Genomic DNA, 25,733 nt, shown 5'->3' with positions numbered 1-25,733 from the left:
GCCCTACGGCTTTATGACGTAATAGCCCGCATCCCTCACGGCAGCCTCAAGCACCTCACGATCGATCGGGTTTTTAGAACGGATGCACGCCGTGTGGTCTGCATACGTCACCGTGGCCCAAATGCCATCGAGAGCGTTGAGCGCGTTCGTCACATTTTGCGCGCAGCCGCGGCAGCTCATACCGCCAATAAGCAGTTCATCGCTATAGGGATAGTGAGACACATCGGTGTCCGCGACCGCGACCCTCTTGACCTTCTTTCTGCCCGCCCCATCGCCGCAACAGCATGTGCCATGCGTCGATGCGACAATACGCCGGAATCCAAAAAATAAGCCGGCGGCTATGACGCCCTCGCTTTCGGCTGCCCCGCCATGGGCTCCGAGGAGCTCGAGTACGATGAGTTCCAGCCGATGTGGGACGAAGTCAAGGAGACCCTCGGCGACAAGAAGGTCGTCCTCTTTGGCTCCTATTCTTGGGCCGAGGGCGAATGGATGGACAACTGGAAGGCGGACGCCGACGAGGCCGGCGTCCACGTCGTCGATTCCGTCATCTGTTATGACGCCCCCGACGATGAGGCAGAGGCCGCCTGTCGCGCCCTTGGAGCCGAGCTCGCCTAACGGCGATAAGCTCCGCCCATACGCGGCTCTGCACCAAAACACATTCGCATCCCAACAAAAACGGGGCTGGATCCAAATCCAGCCCCGTTATCTGCTATGTCAGCCACATAAAGCAGCTACGAGATGTTGCCCAAAAACGCCTTGGTGCGCTCGCTCTTGGGATGGTCGAAGACCTCGCTCGGCGTGCCCTCCTCCACGATAACGCCGCCGTCCATAAAGACGACGCGGTCGGCGACGTCGCGGGCAAAGCCCATCTCGTGCGTCACCACGATCATCGTCATGCCGTCACGCGCAAGATCGCGCATGACGCCAAGGACGTCGCGGACGAGCTCGGGATCAAGCGCCGACGTAGCCTCGTCAAAGAGCATCACGTGCGGATTCATCGACAGGGCGCGGGCGATGGCCACGCGCTGCTGCTGGCCGCCCGAAAGCTGGCTCGGCATAAAATCGATGCGCTCGGCCAGACCGACCTTGGTCAGCTCCTCGACGGCAATCTTCTCGGCCTCTTCCTTGCTGCGCTTGAGCACCTTTTGTTGCGCAAGCATGACGTTCTTTTTGACCGACAGGTGCGGGAACAGATTGAACTGCTGAAACACCATGCCCAAGTGCGTACGCACCTTATTGAGGTCGACGCCCTTGGCGCACACATCCACGCCCTCGACGACAATCGATCCGCTCGTGGGCTCCTCAAGACGGTTGATGCAGCGAAGCATCGTCGACTTGCCCGAGCCCGAGGGGCCCAGGACCACGACGACCTCACCCTTGTGCACATCCAGATCGATGTCGCGCAGGACCACGTTATCGCCAAAGGCCTTCTGGAGATTCTTGATGCTGACGACGACCTCGTTCGAGTTATTGGTTTCGCTCATAATAGAACCTCCTTACAGACCTGCAATATGATCGGCGGGTGTCGCGACAACCTGTCCGGCGCTCTTGGTGGGACGCTTCTTTTTGGTTTCGGCCGTCCCCAGAAGTCTCGCCTCAAGACCGCTCACCAAGCGCGCAAGCGGCAGGGTAATGACCAGATAGAACAGGGCGGCAACCACATACGGCGTGATGGAGCCCGTCGTCGCCACGATGGTGCGGGCATTCATGACGATCTCGACCACGCCCACGGCGGCGAGCAGCGACGTATCCTTGTAAAGCAGGATAAACTCGCTGGTCAGCGTAGGCAGGACATTGCGGAACGTCTGCGGAATCATAACGTAGAGCAACGTCTGGAAGGCATTCATGCCCAGCGAGCGGGCAGCCTCGTTTTGGCCTTTGGGAATCGACTGAATACCGGCACGGAAGATCTCGCACAGGTACGCAGACGAGTTCATGGCCATGACGATAACGCCCAAGACGTAGTCGTCCACCTTGACGCCGGCAAGTGGCAGGCCAAAGAACGCGATATAGATCTGCAAGAACGCCGGCGTACCACGGATGATATTCACGTAAATGCCGGCAAGACAGCGCAGGATGCGCGACTTGGAGATGCGCATGAGCGACAAGGCAAAGCCAAAGGGGATTGCCAGCGGAAACGCCACAAGCACGATCGAGAGCGACATAAGGAAGCCCTTAAATACGACCGGCAGGCTCTGGACCAAAATGACCGGGTTCAAGAACAGGCGCAGGAACATATTGGAATTCCAAGCCTCGACCCACGGCTGTTCCTTAAGATCGGCCTGGAAGTTATCGAAGGCCGTCACGCCCTTAATCTCGACGGAAGGAATCTTGGAAATCTTCTTGGTCGAACCGTCGGCGAGCGTATAGGTGCCGCCAAAGGCCTCGTCGCCGCCTTCGACGGGGAAGGTCACGCCGTATACCTCGACACGGAAAAAGCCGCCGGCAGGCGCCGTCTCGCCAAAGTCGATCTTGAGCGTCTGGCCATCAGCCGTGCACGTGGGCTTCATGGGCGTGCGATCCATGAGGTCCTCGCCCGAGAGCATCGTCAATCGCGTGTCATCGGTACCAAACGTCGTGCCGTCGACAAACGTCAGCGAAAGACCGCTCAGCTCCTCGTCGGCATCGGCCTGAACTTCCCAGGTAATGCGTGTCTCGGTGCCGCCGACCACATCGCTGCCCGAACCGGTGTTGGGTCGGGCGGTAATCTTTGCGGTCTCAAGCGCTTGGGCAGTCGAGGGCGCAGATGCCCCCACACACACCAGCGCGAGCGCCACGGCCATGACACAGGCTAGCTTTTGGAGCAAGGCGGGTAGTGAAGAACGCTGCTCCGCGGCCCCTTTGTTCAGTCGAGACAAGGTGGCTCCTATCGTAGAAGTTGCCGGCAAAAAGAGACGGAAACACTCTCCGTCGAGAGAAGCGCAAAGGCCCTCTCCGCTAAACGGAAAGGGCCCACACGCAATCAAGTATCTGTTTACTTGATGTTGTACTTAGCCATGAGGGCGTCAACGGTACCGTCGTCGGTCAGGTCCTTGATGGCCTGGTTGATGTCGTCCTTGAGCTTGGTATTGCCCTGGTTGATGGCAATGGCGTACTCCTCGCCGGTGCTGATCTGTTTAACCGTGTGGCAGGTGTTGAACTGCTCGGCGGTCAGCTGGCTGGCAACGGAGCGGTTGGTGACTACGGCATCGCCCTTGTCGGACTGCAGGGCGCTGAAGCAATCGGTAGCGTCCTTGTAGGGGACGATCTTGGCCTTGGGGAAGTTCTCCTGAGCAAAGGCCTCGGCGGTCGAGCCAGACTGGACGATAATGGTAGCGTCGGCGTTGTTGAGCTTCTCGCTGTAATTGTCGGCCGTGATGTCGGTGTTATCGACCTTGGTCACGATAGCCTGATCGTCCATGTAGTAGGAATCGGAGAAAGCGACTTCCTTCTCACGCTCGGGCGTGTCGGTGATAGCCGCAATGGAGACGTCATACTTGGTGCCCGAAGCGACGCCGGGGACGAGCGTGTCGAAGTCGTTGTTGACGTACTCGACATCCAGGCCCAGCTTGTCGCCGATAGCCTTGATGAGCTCAAGGTCAAAGCCCTGATAATCGCCGTTGTCATCCTTGTACTCAAACGGAGCGTACTCGGCAGAGGTGCCGACGGTCAGCGTACCGTCCTTGACGAGCGCGTACTCCTTGGAGCCGTCGACCTTCTCGACCTTAGCGTCGTCAGAGCTGCTGGAACCGGCATCAGAACCAGAGGTGGCGTTGGACGAGCCGCAGCCCGTCAGTGCGAGGGCGAGCGCCATGGCGCCCGTGGCGGCAAATGCGCCAAGCTTCTTCAGCTTCATAATCAGTCTCCTTCCAATGGCCCCATGTGATTCAGGGGCCTGCAAAAACTGAGGGCTATTATGCACCCGCGTGAGAGAATCTGCAATTAGAAAACTGATTGAAACAAACCCATAACGTGAATGGAACACTCCACTTTATGACAGTCATTACTGCTGCAATGACCTTAATAGTTTAATTTCAGCCGCATAACCTGCAAGTTCGTTCGGCGTTTCCAAAATGAATGGCAGTGATCGCAGGCAGCTATTCGATACAATATTCTGCATAACCTGCATTCCACCGCCAAGTTCCTCGCTGCCGAGGTAACCCTTGCCGATGCATTCATGCCGGTCCTTATGGGCACCGCGGGGATTCTTGGAATCATTGATATGCACAGCGCGCAGGCGCTCGATACCCACCACACGATCGAACTCGTCGAGCACACCGTCAAGATCTTGGACGATATCATAGCCGGCGTCATTTACATGGCAGGTGTCCAGGCAAACGCCCAGCTTGGCCGACAGCTCGGGGCGCCTGTCAGCAACGCCCTCGATGATGATCGCCAGTTCCTCAAAGCTGCGGCCCACCTCGGTGCCCTTGCCAGCCATGGTCTCGAGCAGCACCGTCGTCTGCTGGCCCTCAAACATCACCTGGCACAGGGCGTCGACGATCATCTGAATGCCGGCGTCGGAGCCCTGTCCCACATGCGCACCGGGATGGAAATTGTAGTAGTTACCGGGCAGCGCTTCCAGACGCTGCAGATCCTCAGCCATGGCCTCCAGGGCAAACTCGCGCGCCCGCTCTTTGGCCGAGCAGGGGTTATAGGTATAGGGAGCATGGGCCACGAGGGGGCCAAAATTGTTTTGTTCCATAAGCTCGCGCAGGGCCGCCACGTCATCCATGTCAAGGTCTTTCGCCTTGCCGCCGCGCGGGTTGCGCGTAAAGAATGCAAAGGTATTGGCGCCAATGGATAGCGCCGTCTCCCCCATCGCCCGATAGCCCTTCGTCGTGGATAGGTGACACCCGATCGTCAGCATCCCCAGCTCCCCCTCATCAGTTACGGTGAAATAGTTCCTGTTGATGCCTTATTCTGCCGCAAACAGGAACTATTCCACCGCAAGTTATAAAAGGGGCATCAGGAGAGCGTTTTGCCGAAGGCCTTAAGCACCGCCGTCACGGGTCCAGGCTGAAAACGGCGGCGTACGTCGTCGAGACGCTCGGGAATATCGATATGCTGCGGGCAGTGCCGCGCGCATTTGCCGCATTTGACGCAATTGCTCACCAACTTGGGCTCGCTTGTGCGCACCGCGCTCGCCGTAAAATACTGCGATAGACCCGTAAACCAGCTGTGCGCATAGCTTGCGTTGTAGGCGGCAAAACACCCAGGAATATTGATGCCTTTAGGACACGGCATGCAATAGCCGCATCCCGTGCAGGGCACGCGATTCGATTTTTCAAACTCCGTCAGCACGTGCGCGATGGCATCGAGCTGAGTAGCTGTCATCGAATCCGGCAGGGCCCGATCGGCCAACGCCGCGTTCTCATCCACCTGCGCGGTATCGGTCATACCCGAAAGCAGCATCGTCACCTGAGGATGATTCCACACCCACGAAAGCCCCCAAGCGGCAGGAGTGCACAAATGCGGGTCACGGGCGCTATCGAGCACAGCGCGGGCCCGCGGCGGCAACTTACCTGCCAGACGTCCGCCCAAAAGCGGCTCCATTACAAATACCGCAAGCCCGCGTTCAGCAGCCGCCATGAGCCCCGCCGTCCCCGCCTGATAGTGCTCTCCAGCGTAGTTGTACTGGATCTGGCAAAAGTCCCACTCATAAGCATCGAGCATCGTGAGGAAGTCCGCCGCACTGCCGTGGTACGAAAAACCGATCCGGCGAATGCGCCCCGCCGCCTTTTGACGCGCGATCCAGTCCTCGATGCCCAACGCCACCACGCGTTCCCACTGGGCGGGCGAGGTGATGTTGTGCATAAGGTAGTAGTCGATATGGTCAGTCCGCAGGCGGCGCAGCTGCTCATCAAAGAAACGGTCGAAATCCTCCGCGCACTTGCACGAGGCGTGCGGCAGCTTGGTCGCGAGCAAAACCTGGTCGCGCAGGCCCAAGCGCTCAAGCGAGGCGCCCACGCACGCCTCGTTGCCGGGATAAAGATAAGCCGTATCCAGGTAATTTATCCCCTGCTCCACGGCGCGGGAAACGATAGCATCGGCTGTCTTCGCATCGGGGCGTCCCGGCGCACCGGGAAACCTCATGCACCCCAGCCCCAACGCCGAGATACGGTTACCGCTTTTGGGGTCAACGCGATACTGCACGGCCCCTCCTCCCTCATCGAAGCTCTGACGCGGCGAAACAAACCCGTCACGCCACCGAAACACATCGGAATCGCAATCGAGAACGTATCGTAACGCAGCAGAAATCGAGCTGTCACGGCACCGCTTTAACATCAGCAAAAAGCCCGATGAAAGGAGGCGAGCGTGACCACACACGAGGATGCCTACCCCTATCCCGGCGAACAATGCACCCTCTCGGTCGACCGCTACCAGATCGAGATCATGGACCATCTGGACGAGCTTCCCGCCACGGGCGCCGTCATCTTCTGCACCTTCCCCAAGGTGCGCGATGGCGTTGGATATCCCGCGCGCGTTTTTGCCATCTGCCCCGCGGCATAAGTTCCCATGCATTTGTTCTTCTAAATTCAGCCTCCGGTGTACGCCACATGCCCCAGCGGCATACAATCCATCAGGCGCCCCATATGCGGGCGCCTTTTATATGGGGAGATGATTCACATGCAGATCAACAAGGTCGCCTTTATCGGCAAGGGCGGCGTCGGCCTGCTCTACGGCAGCATGATTGCCAAGACCCTCGGCAACGATGCCGTCGAATACGTCATGGATGACACGCGTTTCGAGCGCCACGTGGGCGATGCGCTCACCGTCAACGGAAAGCCCTGCGCGCTCAAGTCCGTCCGCGCCAGCGAGGCAACGCCCGCCGATCTGGTCATTCTCACGGTCAAGACGACGGGGCTCAACCAAGCACTCAAGACTATGGAGCGCGTCGTGGGACCCAACACGCTCATCGCCTCGCTGTGCAACGGCATTACGAGCGAGCAAAAAATAGCCGAGCGCTTTGGCTGGAAGCACACCGTCCTGGGCATCTGCCAGGGCATGGACGCCGTATTCCTTAACGGCGCGCTCACCTTTACCAATGCGGGCGAGATTCGCTTTGGCGCGGCAGCAGGCACCGAGCCCGCAACCGTCACCGCCATCGATGAGCTCTACACGCGCTGCGGCATCGCCCATACCGTCGAGAGCGACATTGCGCACCGCATGTGGGCCAAACTCATGCTCAACGATGGCATCAACCAGACCTGCATGGCCTACGGCGGCACGTACGGGAGTGCCACGGAACAGGACTCCGAGCAGCGTCGCTGCTTTGTTTCCGCCATGCGCGAGACACTTGCGGTCGCCAACGCCGAGGGCGTTGAGCTTACCGAGGAAGACCTGACGCAGATGGTGCACCTCATCGAGGGAATCGACCCCGCCGGCATGCCCTCGATGGCGCAGGACCGCATCGCACAACGTAAAACCGAAGTCGAGGAGTTCGCGGGCACCATCTGCCGCCTGGCCGCCAAACACGATATCCAAGTGCCGCAAAACGATTGGCTCTACCAGAGGATTCGCGAAATAGAAAGCAGCTGGTAGCCTCGCCCGCACGGCGACGCGCGCAATGTAAGCAGACAGGCCTTCGCGAGGATCCCATCGCTCGCGAAGGCCTGTCGCATTTAGGCCGAGGCTAAAACTGAGGCTCGTTTTGCGACTCCGGGACCTCGTCCTCGTCATCGCGGCAAAGCACCACGCCGGCGCTTCCCAACAGCGCCGCTGCAATCAAGGCGCTCACAACCACAGGAGCAGCACCCGTAGTGGACTGCAAGCCGGCAACTAACGCCGCCGTCGGACCAAGACATCCGATCAAAAGGGCAACGACGGCAATAGCGACATCTCGAGCGTTCATGGGATCACTTCCTCCACGAGAAAGACCTTGTTTCTCATGACTTAGTGTGCCCCGCGCCCATATGCCCAACGTAGTGCCACGGTAAGGGCTCTGTTAACCCAAATGCATATAAAAACGGGCGCCCCTACATTGCCCGAAAGCTCGGTAAAGACGCCCGTCCATCATGTGCAATCGATGCCGACAGATTACCAACCGGTGTAGTAATCGGTAGTTCCGGCTGCGCAACCCGAATCGTAGACCTTGCACTCGCCCTTAGAGCCCGTAAAGGTCGAGCCCTGGGACTTATCGCTCGCAGCCACCACGTAGTAGCCGTCGGAATCACGCCAAAAGCCCTCGGAATCCAGCGTCCACTCACCCGTGCGGTGGTGATACAGCACGTTGCTGCTGTAATAGGTCTCGCGACGACCGTTGTAGTTATTGACGCCGCTCGAGCGCGTCAGGCCCGAGCCGTTCGCGTAATACGCAGCAGACGCGTAAGACGAGCCGGAGCCGGCGTTGTAATACGAAGCCCGAACGGCCTCGGCAGCTTCTGCCTCGACGGCCGCAGCCTCGAGCGCCTCGCGCTTAGCATCCTCGAGCGTGGAACGAAGCTCGTCGAGCTCGGCCGACTTCGCGTCGACCTCCTCCATCGTCAAAAGACTGCCCGCACCGTCGATACAACCCTGCAGTACGGCGCGCTCGTCATCGGTGGCATAGTCACCGTACATGTTCATGATGATCTGCGCGCGGACCTCTAGGGAATCGCGCTTGGCCCCCATCGAGGCGTTCCACTCCTGCATGGAGCCAAAGCCGTCGCTACGATAGTCGACGGGCTGCATCAGGGTCGCCTCGGACGGCGTGGATCCGACCGCGTCGGACAGTGTTGCCGCGTGGGCATCGGTTACGCCGGCACCCACTAAAAGCGCCACGGCAAGCGTGGCAGAAAGGGCGGCGGCCTTCGGTTTTCGTGAATCGATCCTCATGTAGCTGAAAACCTCCGTAGTGAGTTTTTGCTGCGTTTAAGCTGCGTGTGATTCGATCGCGCTGCATAGTACCCCGAGTAAATCGCGACCTGCGGTTTTTCTCAAAAGGTGCACGTCATTTGCGTAAAACTCACATCCTCTCAACAGGAGTTTTCCACAACTCGCATGCATAAAGCATGCCAAAAACCCTGTAATAGCGCCCTTCCTATGCAAAAAAGGCGCCTGCGCAACCATTGTTCGCGCAGGCGCCTTGAGCAGGCATTTTATGCAGTTATACCTATCGAGTCGCAAGGGGCCCTTGCACAAGTCGCCCTACTCGTCCAGCGCGGCAAAGGCCTGCTTCAGATCCCAAATGATGTCCTCGGCGTTCTCGGTACCAATGGAAAGACGGATTGTAGAGGGCGTAATGTTCTGCTCGGCAAGCTCCTCGGAAGAGAGCTGGGAGTGCGTGGTGGTAGCCGGGTGCACGACGAGCGACTTGACGTCGGCTACGTTGGCGAGCAGCGAGAACACCTGCAGGTGGTCGATGAACTTCCAAGCAGCCTCCTGGCCGCCCTTGATCTCGAAGGTGAAGATCGAGGCGCCGCCACGGGGGAAATACTTCTGGTACAGCTCATGGTCGGGGTGCTCGGGCAGGCTCGGGTGGTTCACCTTGGCAACATGGCCGTCACCGATCAGGAACTCAACGACCTTCTTGGTGTTCTCGACATGGCGGTCAACGCGCAGCGACAGGGTCTCGGTGCCCTGGAGCAGGACCCAGGCGTTAAACGGGCTAATGCAGGCGCCCTCGTCACGCAGCAAGATAGCACGGACATAGGTCGCGAAGGCAGCGGGGCCGGCGGCCTCGGTAAACGAGACGCCATGGTAGGAGGGATTGGGCTCGGCAATCTGCGCATACTTGCCGCTCGCCTTCCAGTCAAAGTTGCCGCCATCGATAATCACGCCGCCCAACGAGGTGCCGTGGCCGCCAATAAACTTAGTTGCAGAGTGAACGACGATGTTGGCGCCGTGCTCCAGCGGACGGAACAGATACGGGGTGCCGAAGGTGTTATCGACAACAACCGGAAGACCATGCTTCTTAGCGACCTCGGAGATAGCGTCGATGTTGGGGATATCGGAGTTGGGGTTACCGAGCGTCTCGAGGTAAATGACCGTGGTGTTGTCCCTGATGGCACCCTCGACCTCGTCCAGGTTGTGGGCATCGACGAAGGTGGTCTCGACACCAAACTGGGAGAGCGTGTGCTCCAGCAGGTTGTAGGAACCACCGTAGATGGTCTTTTGGGCCACCACATGGTCGCCGGCCTGAGCGAGGGCCTGCAGGGTATAGGTGATGGCGGCGGCGCCAGAGGCGACGGCAAGACCTGCAACGCCGCCCTCGAGCGCGGCAATGCGGTCCTCAAAGACGCCCTGGGTGGAGTTGGTCAGACGACCGTAGATGTTACCGGCGTCGGCAAGGCCAAAGCGGTCAGCAGCGTGCTGGGAGTTGCGGAACACATAGCTCGTGGTCTGGTAGATAGGCACGGCGCGGGAATCAGATGCGGGGTCGGCGCTCTCCTGGCCAACGTGCAGCTGCAGGGTGTCGAAACCAAAGGTGTGCTCGGGGTTGTTGATAAACTGGCTCATGATGATCTCCTTGATCAAACAAAAGTAATAAGAGTAAGAGAAGTAAGCCGCTGTCTCCTGATCACGCCGACGGGCGCAAGCAGGAGCCCGGCATTCGTCTTAGTAAGCAGTTCATATGCGGTCCTCCTTTTGACAACCCGTTCTCGTGGTCGGCTTAATTACCTACCTCCTTTGTGTGTTTTGAATAGTACGTGTATTGTTTCGCGCGGTCAATCACTTAAAAGCGCTAACTTGTTATCGGTTTTTTAGATAGCTATCGAAAGGACGGGTGCCGATGACCCTCCAACAGCTTCGTTTTCTTATCGCCGTGGCAGAATCCGGCTCAATTAACGCCGCAGCTCAGCGCCTCTATACCGCGCAATCCAATATCTCCAACGCCGTCAAAAGCCTAGAGCAGGAGCTCCGCCTGGAAATCTTTACGCGTTCCAGTCGCGGCGTCACACTCACCAACGACGGCACCGAGCTTTTAGGCTATGCGCGCCAGGTCGTAGAGCAGGCCGATATGCTCGAGGCCCGCTACGAGGACGGCGGCACACCCCAGGCACGCCTTGCCGTCTCGGCCCAGCACTACGCTTTTTCGGTCGAGGCCTTTGTCAACGTCGTCGAGCGCTGCCGCGACAGTAAGTTTGAGTTCATCATGCGCGAGACCACCACGTCACAGATCATCGACGACGTCCGCGCATTTCGCAGCGATATCGGCATTCTGTATCTGGATGACTTTAACGCCCGCGTCCTGCAGAAGGCCTTCGCCGACGCCCGCGCAAGCTTCCATCCCCTCTTCGATGCAACGGTCCACGTCTTCGTTAGCGAGCGCCATCCGCTCGCACGCCGCCCCCAGCTATCGCTTGCCGACCTTACGCCCTATACGCGCTACAGCTTTGAGCAGGGGACCTCGAACTCCTTCTATTACGCCGAGGAGCCGTTTAGCTATATCCCCTGCGACCGCAACATCCGCGTTTCCGACCGTGGCACGCTCACCAATCTGCTCATCACGTCGAACGGTTACACTTTGTCGACCGGTGTCCTCTCCAATGAAATGCAATGGGGCATGGCATCGATCCCGTTGGCAGACGCCCCAACGATACGCGTGGGCTACATCATGCACGATGAGCGCAAACCCTCTCCCCTGCTGCGGCAATACCTCGACGAACTCGAACGCATCATCCACGAAAACCAACCATTTGGGGACGGGATAGAAATGGCAGATTTAAAAGCCCTCTAGCTCTTGACAATTCAGGTCGCCCATCTTTCTTGGCGACAACGCCTCCACCATCCTTGTGGAGCGGCGCGCCTCGCATAAAACAGGATGGACCGGGCGCTACAATAGACAGCCGCAAGAGAGGAACTCGACGAAAGGAAGTCTGTGAAGGTCATCATCTATACCGACGGCTCGGCTCGATCCAATCCGGGACGCGGTGGCTACGGCGCCGTGCTCAAATACACCAACCCCGCCGGCAAGACCTTCACCTCCGAGCTTTCGCGTGGCTACGCCAAGACCACCAACAACCGCATGGAGCTCATGGCGGTCATCGTGGCGCTCGAGGCACTCAACCGTCCCTGCGAGGTCGAGGTCCACTCCGACTCGCAGTACGTCGTCAACGCCTTTAACAAGCACTGGATCGACGGTTGGAAAAAGCGCGGGTGGAAAACTGCCAACAAGCAGCCCGTTAAGAACCGCGACCTGTGGGAGCGCCTGCTTGCCGCCAAGAGCAAGCATAAGGTGGAGTTCATCTGGGTTAAGGGGCATGCCGGCCACGAGCTCAACGAGCGCTGCGACGAGCTCGCCACCACTGCGGCCGATGGAGTCAACCTCGATATCGACACCGGCTTTAACGAGAGCGACCTGTAATAGCGTTTTCGCGCAGCTTTATATCCCCACGCGCTACACTCATCCTGTAGACCAAAACAACGCAAGGGGGACGTATGCTGCGCATCGCGACCATCGGCACATCCATGATCACCGACGACTTTATCCAGGTCGTCAATGCCAACGACCAGGCTGTATTCGTAGGCACGCTCTCGCGCAACGCCGAGCGCGGCGCCGCCTTTACTGCCGAGCACGGCGGCGAGCGAAACTTTACTTCACTTGATGAGCTTGCAGCAGCCGCCGACGTCGACGCCGTCTATATCGGCAGCCCAAACGCACTTCACTACGAGCAGGCCCTTGCCTGCATCGCCAGCGGCAAGCACGTCATCGTCGAGAAGCCCTTCTGCGCCACCGAGGCGCAGGCGCTGGAAGTCTTCCGCGCCGCCGAGGCGGCGGGCGTCGTAGCCCTCGAGGCCATGCGCCCGCTCCATGACCCCGCTTTCCACGCCATCGAGGACGCCCTGGGCGAGATTGCGCCCATTCGTCGCGCCTCACTGCGCTTTGGCAAGTATTCTTCACGCTACAACGAGGTTCTCGCGGGACGCGCCACCAACATCTTCGACTGCCACATGGCCTCGGGCTCCCTCATGGATATTGGCGTCTACACCGTCGAGCCCATGGTCGAGATCTTCGGCATGCCCTCCGGCCTTACGAGCATGGCTACTCTGCTCGACCCCACCACGCAAGAGCTCACCCATGGCCCCATCGATGGCTGCGGTTCCATCCTCGCCAGCTACGGCGGTGGCCGTATCTCCGTCGAGCTCGCGCACTCCAAAATTACGAATGACCTACTGCCCTCGCAGATCGAAGGCGAGCGTGGCACTATCCAGATTGACCATCTGTCCACGCCCCGCAACGTCCGCATCGACTATCGCGGCGATGTCGTACGCGGCTCGGCGACCGAGGCGCCGCGCGAACAGAGCGACAACGGCCGCGTGCTCGACCTTCCCAAATCGAGCAACACCATGGAATACGAACTCGCAGACTTTATCACCGCCATCGGCGGCATCGATAACGTCAAGGAAGAGATTTGGGAGACCCCGGCGGGACGTCACGAGCTTGGCCACTATCGCGATGTCACGCTTGTCTCGCTGCGCATCATGGATGCCGTGCGCCAACAGGCCGGCATTACCTTCCCCGCCGATTCTGTCAAGCAGGCCTAGCGATGGGTATTTTCGACAAGCTTTTCTCGGGCGTCGCCGGCGGAAGCCGCGAGCCCCAAAAGCCCTCTGGTGTCGAGCTCGAGCTGCGCCGCAGGCTTACTGTGCTCGCAAGCGACGAGGCCACTCAAGACACTCCCCTGCGCTATTTCCTGCGCTGGGAGGGACAGGTCCAAGGCGTTGGTTTTCGCTTTACCAACACCAACCTCGCGCAGGCACGCGCACTCACCGGCTGGGTGCGTAACATGGAAGACGGCTCAGTCGAGATGGAGATACAGGGAGCTCCGGCAAACATCCTATCTCATCTCGAGGCGCTTCATGCCTCCTACGAGCGCATGGGAACGCGTTTTCGCCTCGTAGACGCTCAGGTCCGAGCCCCACTTGCCAATGAAGACGGTTTCACTCCTCATTATTAGTATTGTGTGCTAAATACGGTATCATTTACCTACGACCGTTAATAGAAAAGAGGCGAGGCGCATGGCGGTGCAAAGAAGGAATACCAGGCAGCGAAAGCTGGTTCTTGATGCCGTGCGCCAAAGCTACAACCATCCCACCGCCGACGAAATCTACAACGTCGTGCGCGCCCAGGATGACAAAATCAGCCGCGGTACGGTCTACCGCAACCTCAATCTCTTGGCCGATGCCGGGGAGATTCTCTCGATTAAAACGCCGGGCGGCAGCCGCTTCGATCGTGCCATCGAACCGCATGCGCATATCATCTGCACCTCGTGTGGCCGCGTCATCGATGTGCCGCTCCCCTTCAATACCCAGCTCGACGCCAGGGCATCCGAACAAATCGGATGGAGCGTCAGCTCGCACTACACCATCTTCGAGGGCCTCTGCCCCAACTGTAGGTAGATTATGGGACATGCCTTAAAATCAACTTTTCACCGATTGCGGCAAAAGGAAGATTTCCAGGCATGTCCAAAATGTCTACTCAGCAAGTAGGCGACGCAGCTCCTCTTCGACCGTGCGCACGTAACGGACGCGGTCGTTGATACCGCGCATACTGGGATTGCAGCTCTCCATCAGATAGGGATGGCCCACCACGTTGAGCATGTCGCGGTCGTTTTCATTATCGCCAAACGCCATCATTTCGTTAGGTGAGATCCCCAGCGCACGACCATAATCGGCAAGCGCGGACCCCTTGCCCGAATCAAAGCCGATAAAGTCGGTCCATTCGGTTCCCGACGTCATCACATCGACCCGGTCGCCAAAGCGACGGACGAAATACTCCAGCGCCGCCGGCTGCTCTGTCTCGGGCGTTTGAAACGCGATCTTAATGACGTCCTCGTCGATGTCCTCGGGACGGTCGACCACCGCCACATCGCAATGGACCTCGTAGCGCAAATGGTCGACGAATGCATCGTTGCCACTTATGGTGTAGAGGTGCCCCTCGCAGGAAAGGGTCACGTCGGCATGGGGATACGCAACCACGGCATTCGCGATATCCATAGCAAGGTTACGCTCCATGGAACGCTTGACAACGGCACGCCCCTCGCTCATCACGAGGGCTCCGTTTTCGCATACATAGGCGAGCTCATCGGCCACCGGGGCAAACAGATAGCGCAAGCTCGCATATTGACGGCCGCTCGCCGGCATAAACACGATGCCACGACGATGCAGCTCATCGATGAGCTCAAAGGCCTCGGAACGCGGCTCGCACTCCCCCGGATGCAGCAACGTGCCGTCCAAATCGCATGCAATCAGCTTGATTCCCTCAAGACCCATATGCTTTCCCCCACAGCATCTCATCAACAGCAAGACGGACTTTGAATAGCTGTCTCTCAAAGTCCGTCTTGCTTATACGCACGTTAACCGCGCGCCTTTTTTACGATCGTAAAGTCGGGAGCCATACTCACGACGACCTCCGCCGCACTCGACGCAAAGCGCCGGTCCGTATCGAGTTCACGGGTAACCACCGAGAGCCGAACACCCTCGACGCCCCGGAGCATGCGGCCCAAAACAGGCTGCACCGGCGTATACATGCGCACGGTATGCTCGTCCGAATCGCCTCGGAAAAGCGGCGCGTGCATATTGCCGATCTCCCAGCACGCATGCGCGAGCGCAATCGGATCCATGCGGTCGACTTCGACCAAATAGACCTCGGCGCTGCGCAGGCGCACGACAACCGCCATGGGCACCATGCCCGAACGGTCGATGGCGAGCACGTCGCCGTCGGCAAGACGACTACCGTCGGCAGCATCTAGCCGGACATCGACCGTGCGCCCCAGCTCCGTCACGCCCGCAAACGCGCAAACATCAGCCTGGTCCCAATCGAGCAGCAGCTCGTCAACTTCAAAGATGCCACCCAGCTCCCGACGAAGCAGGAGTTCATAGGACGGATCGTTGAGATTTCCCAAGCATGTCGTCGAAACCAAGCGTTCAGACATACCCTAATCCTCGACCTCGACGAGCTCGATATCAAAGTTGAGATCCTTGCCGGCCAGCTCGTGGTTAGCATCGAGCGTCACGGCCTCGGGCGTCACATCGATGACAACGGCAGGGACAGGCATGCCGCTCGGCGTGGACAGGAAGAGCTTCATGCCCTTCTCGATCTGCTCGATGTTGGGAACCTGCTCGGCCGGGAAGGTGATAACCATCTCGGGATTGTGCTCGCCGTAGGCATCGGCAGCAGGAATGTGCACGGTCTTCTTCTCACCCACCTGCATGTCGACAACGGCGGCATCGAAGCCCTTGATCATCTGACCGGCACCGCAGGTGAACTCCAGCGGCTCGCCGCGATCGTAGGAGCTATCGAACTGCGTGCCGTCGTCGAGCGTGCCGCGATAATGGGTCTTGACCTTCTTGCCCTGGTTGGACATGGAAACCTCCGTGATAAGGGCGGCACACAACGCGGGCCGCCATGAACGTATGGCGCTAACTATACCCTAGTCATACAATTCGAAGACAGTTTGCAAAGAAACGCTGCAACCGGAGGAACCATGGCATATCCCGTATTTGACCTACACTGTGACACCGCCGACCGCATCGGCTGGGCCACGCTCGATCTCGACCTGCGCTTTACCGCCGGCACCGACGGTTATTTCCCCGGCGACGAGACGCATCCGCAAGATTTCGACCTCATCGAGGGCAACGCCTGCGCCATCTCGCTCGCAAAGATCGGCAACACACCGTGGGCACAGTGCTTCGCCACGTTTATCCCCGACGAGATTCCCACCGCCCACGCCGCGCGCTTCCAGGCGCAGATCATGGCGCATATGAGCGGCCAGGCCATGCTCAACCACGACCGCATGGTCAACGTACGCAGCGCCGCGGACATTCGCCCCGCGCTCAAGGACGGCAAAGTCGCCTGCATCCACACCATCGAAAACGCCACGTTCTTTGCCGAGGACCCCGCACTGATCGAGGTGCTCAAGAGCTTGGGCGTACTCATGTCGTCACTCAGCTGGAACGCGCAGGGGCCGCTCGCGAGCGGACACGATACCCACGCCGGCCTCACCGCCGCCGGCATCGAGGCACTTACGCAGATGGAGCACGCCGGCATGGTGCTCGACGTCTCCCATCTCAACGATGAGTGCTTTGACGAGGTCGCCGCCCGCGCCACGCGTCCCTTCGTCGCCAGCCACTCCAACTCCCGTGCGGTTTGCGGCGCCAAACGCAACCTTACCGACGACCAGTTCCGCACCATTCGCGACATGGGTGGCATCGTCGGCCTCAACTACTGCAGCGAGTTCCTTTCCAACGACGCAACCGACAAGACCGCCGCAGACGTCACCTTCGATCAGCTAGCGGCACATATCGAGCACTGGCTCGACCTGGGCGGCGAGGACGTCATCGCGCTCGGCGGCGACTGGGACGGCGCCACGGTGCCCGCTTTCCTCTCCGATGCCAGCAAGATGCCCGAGTTCCAGAACATGCTCTCCAAGCATTTTGGCAAGACCGTGATGCAAAAGCTCTGCAGCGACAACGCGCTTGCCTTCTTTGAGCGTTATTAATTTCACATCCCTTGAGCGGGCCGGCATGCCGAACGGTCGACATGCCGGCCCGTCCCCAATCTGAAGGACCGCTTTTGACGCAGCAGTTTACGATTTCCGTATCCCGACCGGATGGGATGCCCATCCCCGTCGTCGTTACCAAAAAGCGTGTCAAGAACTTCAACCTACGCGTCACATCGAGCGGTGAGGTCCACGCCAGTGCGCCGCTCGGCGCCAGCCGCGAGCGTATCGAAGCATTTGTGAAGCGCAACAGCGCCTGGATTATCAGCCGACTTGCCCAGCGCGAGCAACGTCAGGCGACGGAGCGAGAGCCGCTCAGCCCCTCGTCCATCATTGCGCTTTGGGGCAAGCCCATCACGGTACAAGATGCGCTCGATCACAACTTTGCATCACCCGCACCGCGACCCAAACAGGCCACCTTCGCAAGTTTTATGGGTACCGACGAGCCAGACGAACACCCACAGGCCAAGCGGCACGCAATCCTCGACAGCCTAACGCCCGATGAGCTCCAAGCCCGCATCGACCAGCTCTATACATCCGAGGTCACCACGGCGCTGCGCGATATGGTTCGCACATACGAAATCGCAATGGGTGTCGCCGCTTCCCGCGTTTCCGTGCGCAGCATGAAAACGCGCTGGGGCTCGTGTACGCCCAAAACCGGCGCCATTCGCATCGCACGCGAGCTTGCCGCCTACCCCGTCGAGTGCCTTGACATGGTTGTCGCCCACGAGCTCGTCCACTTGCTCGAGCCAAGCCACAATCAGCGGTTTCACGCCCTGCTCGACACGTACTGCCCCAACAATAGAGCTCTGTCGCAGCGGCTCAAGCAGCCACCCATAGAGACGTATTAGAACCGGTTAGCGCACGCGCTCGATCTCGACACCGCAGCTTGCCAGGGGAAGACCGACGGGCGCCCAAGGCTTATCGAGCTTAACACGCACGCCGAGCAGCAGGGGGTAACGACGTAGCAGCATCTGGGCCACGCCCTCGGCTGCGGCCTCGATGAGCTTAAACGTATGCTCGCGCAGATAGCCATCGACATCGTGGCACACCGAGCCGTAGTCAATCGAGGCATCCAGGTTATCGTGCTCCCCTGCTGCACGCAGGTCGGCATAGAGCACCAAGGACACGATGAACTTCTGGCCCAGGGCGTTCTCCTCGGGATACACGCCGTGGTTGGCAAAGACCTCAAGACCTTCAACGGTGATGCGATCGGCATGGCGCAGATCGTCATAGCTCACGTGGGGCACCGCCGTTGCGGTGGATATTTCGCCCCTTCCACGGCGGGCGAGCTCGGCGCCTTCAGTCTTGGTTGCATTCTCGGGCAGTTTCTTGTTGGTCATCGCGATCGTCTCCTTCGTTTAGAACCCCGACCGCGCAAACCAACTACACGCGAATCGACAGGTTCTTTTTATCATCGCTCCAGTTGCAGGCATTGCGCGCGGGGCATGCAAAGCAGGCGCGCGACGCTTTGTCAGCTGCATAGAGCAGACGCTCAAGCGGTTGGCTGTTCACGCGCAGCTTTCTATGGCCTAAAATGGCCGTCTTAATGGCCGCGGCATCGGCCGGATCAAATGCCACGTCATCGGGCATGCCGCCAAGAATCGCATCAGCGACGCGCTCGCTTGCAACATCATGGGATATACCCGATTCATACTGTTCATCTTTGCCGATATCGTGAAGAAGTGCCGTGGCGTAGATGACCTCGCGGTCAAATTCGAGCTGTTCCTCAAGATTCTTAATCCACATAATGCGCGCGACATCCAGCAGATGGTCAATACCGTGGCGGCAAAAGATGCGCCCCGATTCCAACTGTGCAATGTTGCCCAGGTGCCGCCGGAACAGCCCGTTGGCACAAATGTAATCAATGCGAGGCATGGCGCCAAAGGGAGTCAGGCCCGAAGCCATAAAGCCGCGACGCGGCGTCCCCTCATCGGTCTTCGATGTAAAGTCGTTGACGACTCTCATGGCTAGCGGTCCAGCATCCTAAAGAATCGCTCCTCGAGCGCGGGATCGGTCTCAAAGACACCGCGACGAGCAAGCGTTACGGTCTTGGTACCGGGCTTTTGCACGCCGCGCATGGTCATGCACATATGCTCGGCTTCCATCAGCACGATCGCCCCTTGGGGAGCAAGATATTCCATGAGGGCATCGGCAACCTGCGCGCACAGCTGCTCCTGCAGCTGCAGACGACGGGCATAGACCTCAACCGTGCGAGCAAGCTTAGACAGACCCGCCACGCGACCGTTAGGGATATAGCCGATCGCAGCCTTGCCATAAAAAGGCAGCAGATGGTGCTCGCACAGCGAGTAAAACGTAATATCGCGCTCGATAACCAAATCGTTCGAAGCGACGGCAAAGGTTTTGGACAGGTGCTCCTCGGCACTCCGGCCCATACCGCCGGCAATCTCGCCATACATACGGGCGACGCGTGCCGGGGTCTCCAGCAGGCCCTCACGAGTTGGGTCCTCGCCTATACCTTCAAGCAGCAGCTTAATAGCAGTCTCGACTTTTTCCTGATCGACCATCTGGGCCTCACTTTTTTCGATTTCGCGTTCGCGCTATGGTACCACGCTGGCACGCAACCTCTTCCAGCTACATAGTATGGGTCGAATAGACCGGATCGTCCCGCCAAAGCTCCACAGCGTCGCAAAGCGCAACGCCCTCGCGCGCAGCACGAGCGCGCGAGGCGTTCATGTCGATCACGCGCTGATTACTCGAGCCCCTAAAGCGCAACGAGATATCGTACAGATCTTGAACGAACGGACCGTCTACCAGCATGTCGAGGCAAGCAAGGATACGGTCCGTCACGTCGGTATGGTGGCGGCCGCCCGGCATTAGTTCCTCGAGCACATCACCGGTAAAGCACCAAATGGTCTTCCCAGACTCCACAGGATAGGTCGCACGCACGCGTTCGATAAAATCAACGAGCCCCGCCTGGTTCTCGGGTTCCATAGGCTCCCCGCCCAGAATCGTCAGGCCATCAATAAAGGGATGATCAAGACTCTCGATGATTTTGTCCTCGACGGCACGATCGAACGGTTCACCCGCGGCAAAGTCCCACGCGACGGAGTTAAAACAATTCTTGCACCCACGACGGCACCCACTCACAAACAGAGAGGTACGAACGCCTTCTCCATCAGCAATGTCGAAATACTTAATGTTCGCGTAGTTCATAGGTAACCTTCCTGGGGGTCTGGAGCATATCATCCCGTCCTCAAACATTCTCGGCCTTCGGCCTGCGAAACTACGGGCGGGACGATATGCTCCAGATCCCTCGCGAGCGACACTCGATGAACGAAGCGAACATCGAGTATGGGGTTCGAGGCCCAATAAAAACTGGGTTGCGGCTCAACCGGCATCGCAAGTAAATCGCAGCTGCAGCTCGAATTATTTCCGCTAAGAACTTCGAGGAGTGAGCAGACCGCATACTGCATCTCAGCTACATCAACTTGGCTGCCCCGTAGCGAGGCCCCGGACCTTTGCTCGATATGAGTTCCGCACGAACAGGAGGCGCCAGTGGCGCCTCCGTCGTGAGCCAGGACTGTCCGAAATAGCGAGTAAAGGTCCGGGGCCTCGCTACGGGGCAGCCTGGGATGGTTATTAGAGATGCAGCACGCGGTCGCGGATCTCCTCGGTTCGACCCTGGTTCCAGAACTGGGTACCGATGTAGCCGCACGTGCGACGGGCGACATTCATCTTCTCCTGGTCACGATTGCCGCAATTGGGGCACTCCCACACCAGTTTGCCATCGTCCTCGACAATGCGAATCTCGCCGTCATAGCCGCACACCTGGCAGTAATCGCTCTTGGTGTTGAGCTCAGCGTACATGATGTTGTCGTAGATGTACTGCATTACGCGAATGACCGCCTTGAGGTTGTCCTGCATGTTGGGAACCTCAACGTAGGAGATAGCACCGCCCGGCGAAAGCTGCTGGAACATGCCCTCAAACTTAAGCTTGTCGAAGGCATCGATCTCCTCGGACACGTGGACGTGATAGCTGTTAGTAATGTAGCCCTTGTCCGTCACGCCCGGGATAATGCCGAAACGGCGCTGCAGGCACTTGGCGAACTTGTAGGTCGTCGACTCAAGCGGGGTGCCGTACAGCGAGAAGTCGATATCGCTTTCGGCCTTCCACTCGGCGCACTTGTCGTTCATGTGCTGCATGACGGCCATGGCAAACGGCGTGCCCTCCTTCTCGGTGTGGCTGTGGCCCGTCATGTACTTGACGCACTCATACAGACCGGCGTAACCCAGGCTAATGGTGGAATAGCCGCCCACGAGCAGCTTGTCGATCGTCTCGCCCTTCTTAAGGCGCGCCAAGGCACCGTACTGCCAAAGAATCGGCGCGGCATCCGAAAGCGTGCCCATCAGGCGCTCATGACGGCACAGCAGGGCGCGGTGGCACAGCTCAAGGCGCTCATCGAAGATCTTCCAGAACTTGTCCATGTCCTGATGCGAGCTCAGCGCAACATCGGGCAGGTTGATGGTCACAACACCCTGGTTAAAGCGACCATAGTACTTAGGCTTGGTCGGGTCATAGTTCAGAGCGTTGGCGACATTGTTAAAGCCGTTGCCCGAACGGTCGGGCGTCAGGAAACTGCGGCAACCCATGCAGGTATAGCAATCGCCGTTGCCGGCGGTCTCGCCCTTAGACAGCTTGAGCTCGCGCATCTTCTTCTCGGAGATGTAGTCGGGCACCATGCGCTTGGCGGTGCACTTGGCGGCGAGCTTGGTCAGATAGAAGTACGGCGAATCCTCGCGGATGTTATCGTCCTCGAGCACGTAGATGAGCTTGGGAAACGCCGGGGTGATCCACACGCCGGCTTCGTTCTTAACGCCCTCATAGCGTTGACGAAGCGTCTCCTCCACAATCATGGCAAGGTCGTGCTTCTCTTGGGGCGTACGGGCCTCATTGAGATACATAAAGACCGTCACGAACGGCGCCTGGCCATTCGTGGTCATAAGGGTCACGACCTGATACTGAATCGTCTGGACGCCGCGACGAATCTCATCGCGCAGGCGTTCCTCAACGACCTCGCGAACCTTCTCGGCAGATGCCGAAACACCGAGCTCCTCAAGCTCGCGAGCAACCTCGCCGCGAATCTTTTGACGGCTCACCTCAACGAACGGGGCGAGATGGGTCAGCGAAATAGACTGACCGCCGTACTGGGAGGAAGCAACCTGGGCGATAATCTGCGTCGCAATGTTGCAGGCGGTCGAGAAGCTGTGCGGCTTCTCGATCAGCGTGCCCGAGATAACGGTGCCGTTCTGGAGCATGTCCTCCAGGTTCACCAGATCGCAGTTGTGCATGTGCTGGGCAAAGTAATCCGAATCGTGGAAATGGATCAGGCCCTCATTATGGGCATCCACGATCTCCTGGGGCAGCAGCACGCGTTGGGTCAGGTCCTTGGAAATCTCGCCGGCCATATAGTCGCGCTGAACGGAATTGACGGTCGGATTCTTATTGGAGTTCTCCTGCTTAACTTCTTCGTTATTGCACTCGATCAGCGACAGGATCTTGTCGTCGGTCGTGTTCTTTTGGCGCTTCAGGCTCTGAACATAACGATAGATGATGTAGCGGCGAGCGACCTCATAGCAGTCGAGACGCATGATCTCGTCCTCGACCAGATCCTGGATCTCCTCGACCGATACGGTATGGCCGGCCTTCTCACATGCCTCGGCGACGTTTTGCGCCGCATAGATCACCTGGCGGTCGGTAAGACGAGAGCCCTCCTCGACCTCCAAGTTGGCGGCGCGAATCGCATTGACGATCTTATCGATGTCAAAGGCAACCTCGGTACCGCTGCGCTTGATGATCTTCATCCTCTTGCCTCTTTCGCGTCGTAATCCCATTGCGCTTCAGAGCCAAACGATGCCTGGCAGGGCTTGTCCCTGTCTTGCGGCGCCGTCGCGCAATCTGTGTTCTCGATAAACCATAGGTCCTCATGCGGACAATCCTCGCGGCCGATCAAGCGGCTCAAAGGCGTGTCCAAATGGGACGAACAAGGTCTTCGTTCTCTGTCCGCCATCTATCATACGACAAAGACGCCTCTATATCCTGTATTCTTTTTTTAGGTCAAACACAACATATAGTGTTTCAGCAGGTCAAAGCAATTGGTCATTTTACAGACACATTAATTATGAGGGTTTCTTGGCAAGTCGGTAAAACGTTACCAACGCGGCTACCTGCAAGGCAGTTATAAAACCCCCTCGTCAAGCCGCCGACAAATCCTATCAAAACCAAGCCGCTCACGCGAAAAGAATCCAAAAGATTATGCTTGACCAACATGTTGCGGTCGAATGCCGGCGGACGGAGCGACGGGGCTGCAAACGCTCGGAAGACTACAGCCCCGGCACCCCGTCCGCCGGCATTCGATAGGCGAGGGGCTATTAGTTCTCTTCGCGAGCTATCATGCGGCCGAGAGCCGCTGTAAAGGGATCGAGCAGCACGCCGGCGATAACCACAAAAGCCCACCCCTTTGTGACAAGGCCCGCCCAGCGCGCGAAGAACGTACGGCCTTCAATCGTTCCGAATCCTCCCTGGAAGGCAATCTCGCCAAAACCGATCACCATAAAAGATTGCGCGGGGGTCAACCATGGAAACGCGGGCGACGTGCACGGTTATGATCAAAATAATCATCTCCCACGAGACCAAGAGGCCAATAACGACAAATTATGCTAGGCAGCAAATGCAACGTGAAAAAGCGACCGAGGTCGATAATTTGACGGCATATTATGTGTGTTTATAACAAAACAGTCCAGAAGCAAAGCCTCTGGACTGCGAACATTTGGTGGGCGTTACAAGATTTGAACTTGTGACCTCTTCCGTGTCAGGGAAGCGCTCTCCCCCTGAGCTAAACGCCCAAATGGAGCGGACAACGGGGCTCGAACCCGCGACCCCAACCTTGGCAAGGTTGTGCTCTACCAACTGAGCCATGTCCGCTTACGGGGATTAATCTTACGTGATACCCGCATCCTATGCAAGAACTTTTTTTGAAAAGTTTTGCGACGCTCTCGCGAACCTCACGAAGACATCAGCCACCTCAAAAAGGCCGAGCTCCTCACCCTGATACACGTATGCCGAGCCCGGAAGCGCCAGCTCAAGCAAAAGGGCCGCCCGCGCGCGGCGCTCGCCGAGTTCACGGTCCTCGTCATAAGACGACCCGTCGCGTAAGAGCCAGTCGAGCGAAATCTGGTGGTAGCGCGTCGCCTTGATTTGCGGCAGGGCATAGCGCGTCGCCACTCGCGATAGATCTCGTGGACCTCGTTGCGGTCCCACAGCGGATGGGTGCCGTCGTCAACCATGTCATCGCCCTCGGCGAGATGCCACCGGTCGAGGTCATCGCGGTCGAGGTCCTTGGCGAGACCGTGCGCCACATCAATGCGAAAGCCATCAACGCCTCGATCGCCCCAAAACGTCAGGACGTCACAAAAGAACGCATGTACCTCGGGGCATGACCAGACAAAGTCCGGCCGCTCGGGCGTAAACATATGCAGCTACCACTGACCGTCCGCAACACGCGTCCAGGCGAGGCCGCCAAAGTTGGCATTCCAATTGGTGGGAGGCAGCTCGCCATGTTCGCCGCGACCATCGCGGAAGATATAACGGGCGCGCTCGGGCGATCCGGGGCGGGCGGCAAGAGCGGCTTTGAACCAGGGGTGCTGGTTGGATGAATGATTGGGCACGATGTCGACGATGACCTTGATGCCGCGCGCGTGAGCCGCAGCGACCATGTCATCGAAGTCGTCAAGCGAGCCGAGACGTGGGTCGACATTGCAGTAATCCGCCACATCATAGCCACCATCGACAAGAGGCGATGGGTAAAATGGGCTCAGCCAGATGGCCTCGATGCCCAGCCGCTCAAGATAGTCCATCTGCTGGGTAATGCCCGCGATGATACGCCCAAAGCTGTTATTCGCGGCAAACAACGCCACAGCCACGCCCCAAGACGCTCGCTCCCTCTCGGGTTCGAGCCTCTGCAATGGGTACGAAAAAGCCCGGCTACCGTGGTAGTCGGGCTGTTGTGCTTGGAGCGGACAACGGGGCATCCGCGTATCCGCTTCGCGGATCCGCACCGGCTTCGGCCGCCTGCCGGCGACCTCGCCAGCTCGCTACAAACGCTCCGCGTTTGCTTAACGCTCGTTCCCTCTCGGGTTCGAGCCTCTGCAATGGGTACAAAAAAGCCCGGCTACCGTGGTAGTCGGGCTGTTGTACTTGGAGCGGACAACGGGGCATCCGCGTATCCGCTTCGCGGATCCGCACCGGCTTCGGCCGCCTGCCGGCGACCTCGCCAGCTCGCTACAAACGCTCCGCGTTTGCTTAAC

Annotated in this window: 29 protein-coding genes, 2 tRNA genes and 1 pseudogene; 10 read left to right on the top strand and 22 right to left on the bottom strand. The window is 58.7% G+C overall.

Features of this window, described 5'->3' with window-relative positions:
- Positions 1–3: 3 nt before the first annotated feature.
- Positions 4–222: a heavy-metal-associated domain-containing protein gene (locus tag ACTQX9_RS04490; protein ID WP_441540604.1), complete on the bottom strand. Its 219-nt coding sequence runs from the start codon at positions 220–222 to the stop codon at positions 4–6.
- Positions 223–369: 147 nt separating this feature from the next.
- Between ACTQX9_RS04490 and ACTQX9_RS04485 the strand changes: the two genes are divergently transcribed.
- Positions 370–615, top strand: coding sequence for a hypothetical protein (locus tag ACTQX9_RS04485; RefSeq protein ID WP_441041003.1), 246 nt, complete (start codon positions 370–372; stop codon positions 613–615).
- Positions 616–731: 116 nt separating this feature from the next.
- On the opposite strand, the gene ACTQX9_RS04480 is transcribed toward ACTQX9_RS04485, so the two are convergent.
- The 5 genes from ACTQX9_RS04480 to ACTQX9_RS04460 form a co-directional block, all read right to left on the bottom strand.
- Positions 732–1,484, bottom strand: coding sequence for an amino acid ABC transporter ATP-binding protein (locus tag ACTQX9_RS04480; protein WP_022094423.1), 753 nt, complete (start codon positions 1,482–1,484; stop codon positions 732–734).
- Between the two features lie 12 nt (positions 1,485–1,496).
- Positions 1,497–2,783 (bottom strand): ABC transporter permease subunit, encoded by a 1,287-nt coding sequence (locus ACTQX9_RS04475; protein WP_427795943.1) that lies wholly within the window; start codon positions 2,781–2,783, stop codon positions 1,497–1,499.
- Between the two features lie 191 nt (positions 2,784–2,974).
- A complete protein-coding gene (locus ACTQX9_RS04470) occupies positions 2,975–3,835 on the bottom strand; it encodes an ABC transporter substrate-binding protein (protein ID WP_441540603.1) in 861 nt (286 codons plus the stop codon).
- A gap of 147 nt (positions 3,836–3,982) precedes the next feature.
- Positions 3,983–4,849 (bottom strand): deoxyribonuclease IV, encoded by an 867-nt coding sequence (locus ACTQX9_RS04465; protein ID WP_441540602.1) that lies wholly within the window; start codon positions 4,847–4,849, stop codon positions 3,983–3,985.
- A 98-nt stretch (positions 4,850–4,947) separates the two neighbouring features.
- Complete coding sequence (locus ACTQX9_RS04460; RefSeq protein ID WP_441540601.1) at positions 4,948–6,135, bottom strand: aldo/keto reductase; 1,188 nt, start codon at positions 6,133–6,135, stop codon at positions 4,948–4,950.
- 162 nt (positions 6,136–6,297) lie between these two features.
- Here ACTQX9_RS04460 and ACTQX9_RS04455 point away from each other — a divergent pair, with 162 nt between their 5' ends.
- Positions 6,298–6,492 carry a hypothetical protein gene (locus tag ACTQX9_RS04455; protein WP_427793860.1) on the top strand — a complete coding sequence of 65 codons (195 nt, stop codon included), beginning with the start codon at positions 6,298–6,300 and terminating at the stop codon, positions 6,490–6,492.
- A gap of 117 nt (positions 6,493–6,609) precedes the next feature.
- A complete protein-coding gene (locus ACTQX9_RS04450; protein WP_441540600.1) occupies positions 6,610–7,524 on the top strand; it encodes a ketopantoate reductase family protein in 915 nt (304 codons plus the stop codon).
- A 91-nt stretch (positions 7,525–7,615) separates the two neighbouring features.
- Here ACTQX9_RS04450 and ACTQX9_RS04445 read toward each other — a convergent pair whose 3' ends face one another.
- The 3 genes from ACTQX9_RS04445 to ACTQX9_RS04435 form a co-directional block, all read right to left on the bottom strand.
- Positions 7,616–7,834 carry a hypothetical protein gene (locus tag ACTQX9_RS04445; protein ID WP_154517389.1) on the bottom strand — a complete coding sequence of 73 codons (219 nt, stop codon included), beginning with the start codon at positions 7,832–7,834 and terminating at the stop codon, positions 7,616–7,618.
- A gap of 185 nt (positions 7,835–8,019) precedes the next feature.
- The gene (locus tag ACTQX9_RS04440) at positions 8,020–8,796 is read right to left on the bottom strand and encodes a hypothetical protein (RefSeq protein ID WP_441041010.1); all 777 of its coding nucleotides are present in this window, start codon (positions 8,794–8,796) and stop codon (positions 8,020–8,022) included.
- A gap of 312 nt (positions 8,797–9,108) precedes the next feature.
- Positions 9,109–10,419, bottom strand: a complete 1,311-nt coding sequence (locus ACTQX9_RS04435; RefSeq protein WP_441056953.1) for an O-acetylhomoserine aminocarboxypropyltransferase/cysteine synthase family protein — start codon at positions 10,417–10,419, stop codon at positions 9,109–9,111.
- Between the two features lie 274 nt (positions 10,420–10,693).
- Between ACTQX9_RS04435 and ACTQX9_RS04430 the strand changes: the two genes are divergently transcribed.
- From ACTQX9_RS04430 to ACTQX9_RS04410, 5 genes are all read left to right on the top strand, one after another.
- Complete coding sequence (locus ACTQX9_RS04430; protein ID WP_441540599.1) at positions 10,694–11,641, top strand: LysR family transcriptional regulator; 948 nt, start codon at positions 10,694–10,696, stop codon at positions 11,639–11,641.
- Positions 11,642–11,782: 141 nt separating this feature from the next.
- A complete protein-coding gene (rnhA, locus tag ACTQX9_RS04425) occupies positions 11,783–12,268 on the top strand; it encodes a ribonuclease HI (RefSeq protein ID WP_427727777.1) in 486 nt (161 codons plus the stop codon).
- A gap of 74 nt (positions 12,269–12,342) precedes the next feature.
- A complete protein-coding gene (locus ACTQX9_RS04420; protein WP_427718592.1) occupies positions 12,343–13,449 on the top strand; it encodes a Gfo/Idh/MocA family protein in 1,107 nt (368 codons plus the stop codon).
- Positions 13,450–13,451: 2 nt separating this feature from the next.
- Complete coding sequence (locus ACTQX9_RS04415) at positions 13,452–13,862, top strand: acylphosphatase (RefSeq protein WP_427795950.1); 411 nt, start codon at positions 13,452–13,454, stop codon at positions 13,860–13,862.
- 61 nt (positions 13,863–13,923) lie between these two features.
- A complete protein-coding gene (locus ACTQX9_RS04410; protein ID WP_441015836.1) occupies positions 13,924–14,304 on the top strand; it encodes a Fur family transcriptional regulator in 381 nt (126 codons plus the stop codon).
- Between the two features lie 75 nt (positions 14,305–14,379).
- On the opposite strand, the gene ACTQX9_RS04405 is transcribed toward ACTQX9_RS04410, so the two are convergent.
- From ACTQX9_RS04405 to ACTQX9_RS04395, 3 genes are all read right to left on the bottom strand, one after another.
- Complete coding sequence (locus ACTQX9_RS04405; RefSeq protein WP_427718600.1) at positions 14,380–15,177, bottom strand: HAD-IIB family hydrolase; 798 nt, start codon at positions 15,175–15,177, stop codon at positions 14,380–14,382.
- 83 nt (positions 15,178–15,260) lie between these two features.
- Positions 15,261–15,839, bottom strand: coding sequence for an urease accessory protein UreE (locus ACTQX9_RS04400; protein WP_441041021.1), 579 nt, complete (start codon positions 15,837–15,839; stop codon positions 15,261–15,263).
- 3 nt (positions 15,840–15,842) lie between these two features.
- Positions 15,843–16,271, bottom strand: coding sequence for an FKBP-type peptidyl-prolyl cis-trans isomerase (locus ACTQX9_RS04395; protein ID WP_117640821.1), 429 nt, complete (start codon positions 16,269–16,271; stop codon positions 15,843–15,845).
- Positions 16,272–16,391: 120 nt separating this feature from the next.
- Between ACTQX9_RS04395 and ACTQX9_RS04390 the strand changes: the two genes are divergently transcribed.
- Both ACTQX9_RS04390 and ACTQX9_RS04385 read left to right on the top strand, forming a co-directional pair.
- A complete protein-coding gene (locus ACTQX9_RS04390; RefSeq protein WP_427747977.1) occupies positions 16,392–17,405 on the top strand; it encodes a dipeptidase in 1,014 nt (337 codons plus the stop codon).
- A gap of 74 nt (positions 17,406–17,479) precedes the next feature.
- Entirely contained in the window at positions 17,480–18,256 is a 777-nt protein-coding gene (locus ACTQX9_RS04385) for a M48 family metallopeptidase (RefSeq protein ID WP_441540598.1), read from the top strand.
- Between the two features lie 6 nt (positions 18,257–18,262).
- Here ACTQX9_RS04385 and folB read toward each other — a convergent pair whose 3' ends face one another.
- From folB to ACTQX9_RS04335, 10 genes and pseudogenes are all read right to left on the bottom strand, one after another.
- Positions 18,263–18,748: a dihydroneopterin aldolase gene (gene folB, locus ACTQX9_RS04380; RefSeq protein ID WP_427718610.1), complete on the bottom strand. Its 486-nt coding sequence runs from the start codon at positions 18,746–18,748 to the stop codon at positions 18,263–18,265.
- 43 nt (positions 18,749–18,791) lie between these two features.
- Positions 18,792–19,373 carry an HD domain-containing protein gene (locus ACTQX9_RS04375; protein WP_195838586.1) on the bottom strand — a complete coding sequence of 194 codons (582 nt, stop codon included), beginning with the start codon at positions 19,371–19,373 and terminating at the stop codon, positions 18,792–18,794.
- A 2-nt stretch (positions 19,374–19,375) separates the two neighbouring features.
- Positions 19,376–19,933: a GTP cyclohydrolase I FolE gene (gene folE, locus ACTQX9_RS04370; RefSeq protein ID WP_441540597.1), complete on the bottom strand. Its 558-nt coding sequence runs from the start codon at positions 19,931–19,933 to the stop codon at positions 19,376–19,378.
- A 67-nt stretch (positions 19,934–20,000) separates the two neighbouring features.
- Positions 20,001–20,582: an anaerobic ribonucleoside-triphosphate reductase activating protein gene (nrdG, locus tag ACTQX9_RS04365; protein WP_441015851.1), complete on the bottom strand. Its 582-nt coding sequence runs from the start codon at positions 20,580–20,582 to the stop codon at positions 20,001–20,003.
- 426 nt (positions 20,583–21,008) lie between these two features.
- Positions 21,009–23,231, bottom strand: coding sequence for an anaerobic ribonucleoside-triphosphate reductase (gene nrdD, locus ACTQX9_RS04360; protein WP_427718616.1), 2,223 nt, complete (start codon positions 23,229–23,231; stop codon positions 21,009–21,011).
- 567 nt (positions 23,232–23,798) lie between these two features.
- Positions 23,799–23,981 (bottom strand): hypothetical protein, encoded by a 183-nt coding sequence (locus tag ACTQX9_RS04355; protein ID WP_154517425.1) that lies wholly within the window; start codon positions 23,979–23,981, stop codon positions 23,799–23,801.
- 216 nt (positions 23,982–24,197) lie between these two features.
- Positions 24,198–24,272 (bottom strand) — tRNA-Val (locus ACTQX9_RS04350).
- A gap of 3 nt (positions 24,273–24,275) precedes the next feature.
- A tRNA-Gly gene (locus ACTQX9_RS04345) sits at positions 24,276–24,351 on the bottom strand.
- Positions 24,352–24,384: 33 nt separating this feature from the next.
- Positions 24,385–24,651, bottom strand: a complete 267-nt coding sequence (locus tag ACTQX9_RS04340; protein ID WP_441540719.1) for a hypothetical protein — start codon at positions 24,649–24,651, stop codon at positions 24,385–24,387.
- 32 nt (positions 24,652–24,683) lie between these two features.
- Positions 24,684–25,283, bottom strand: a pseudogene (locus ACTQX9_RS04335) (alpha-amylase family glycosyl hydrolase); the annotation flags it as partial.
- Positions 25,284–25,733 lie beyond the last annotated feature (450 nt).

Source organism: Collinsella sp. LCP19S3_F2 (assembly GCF_052121015.1).
Classification (GTDB): domain Bacteria; phylum Actinomycetota; class Coriobacteriia; order Coriobacteriales; family Coriobacteriaceae; genus Collinsella.
Note: the sequence above shows the minus strand (reverse complement) of the source record. Positions and strands in the feature narration are given on the sequence as shown.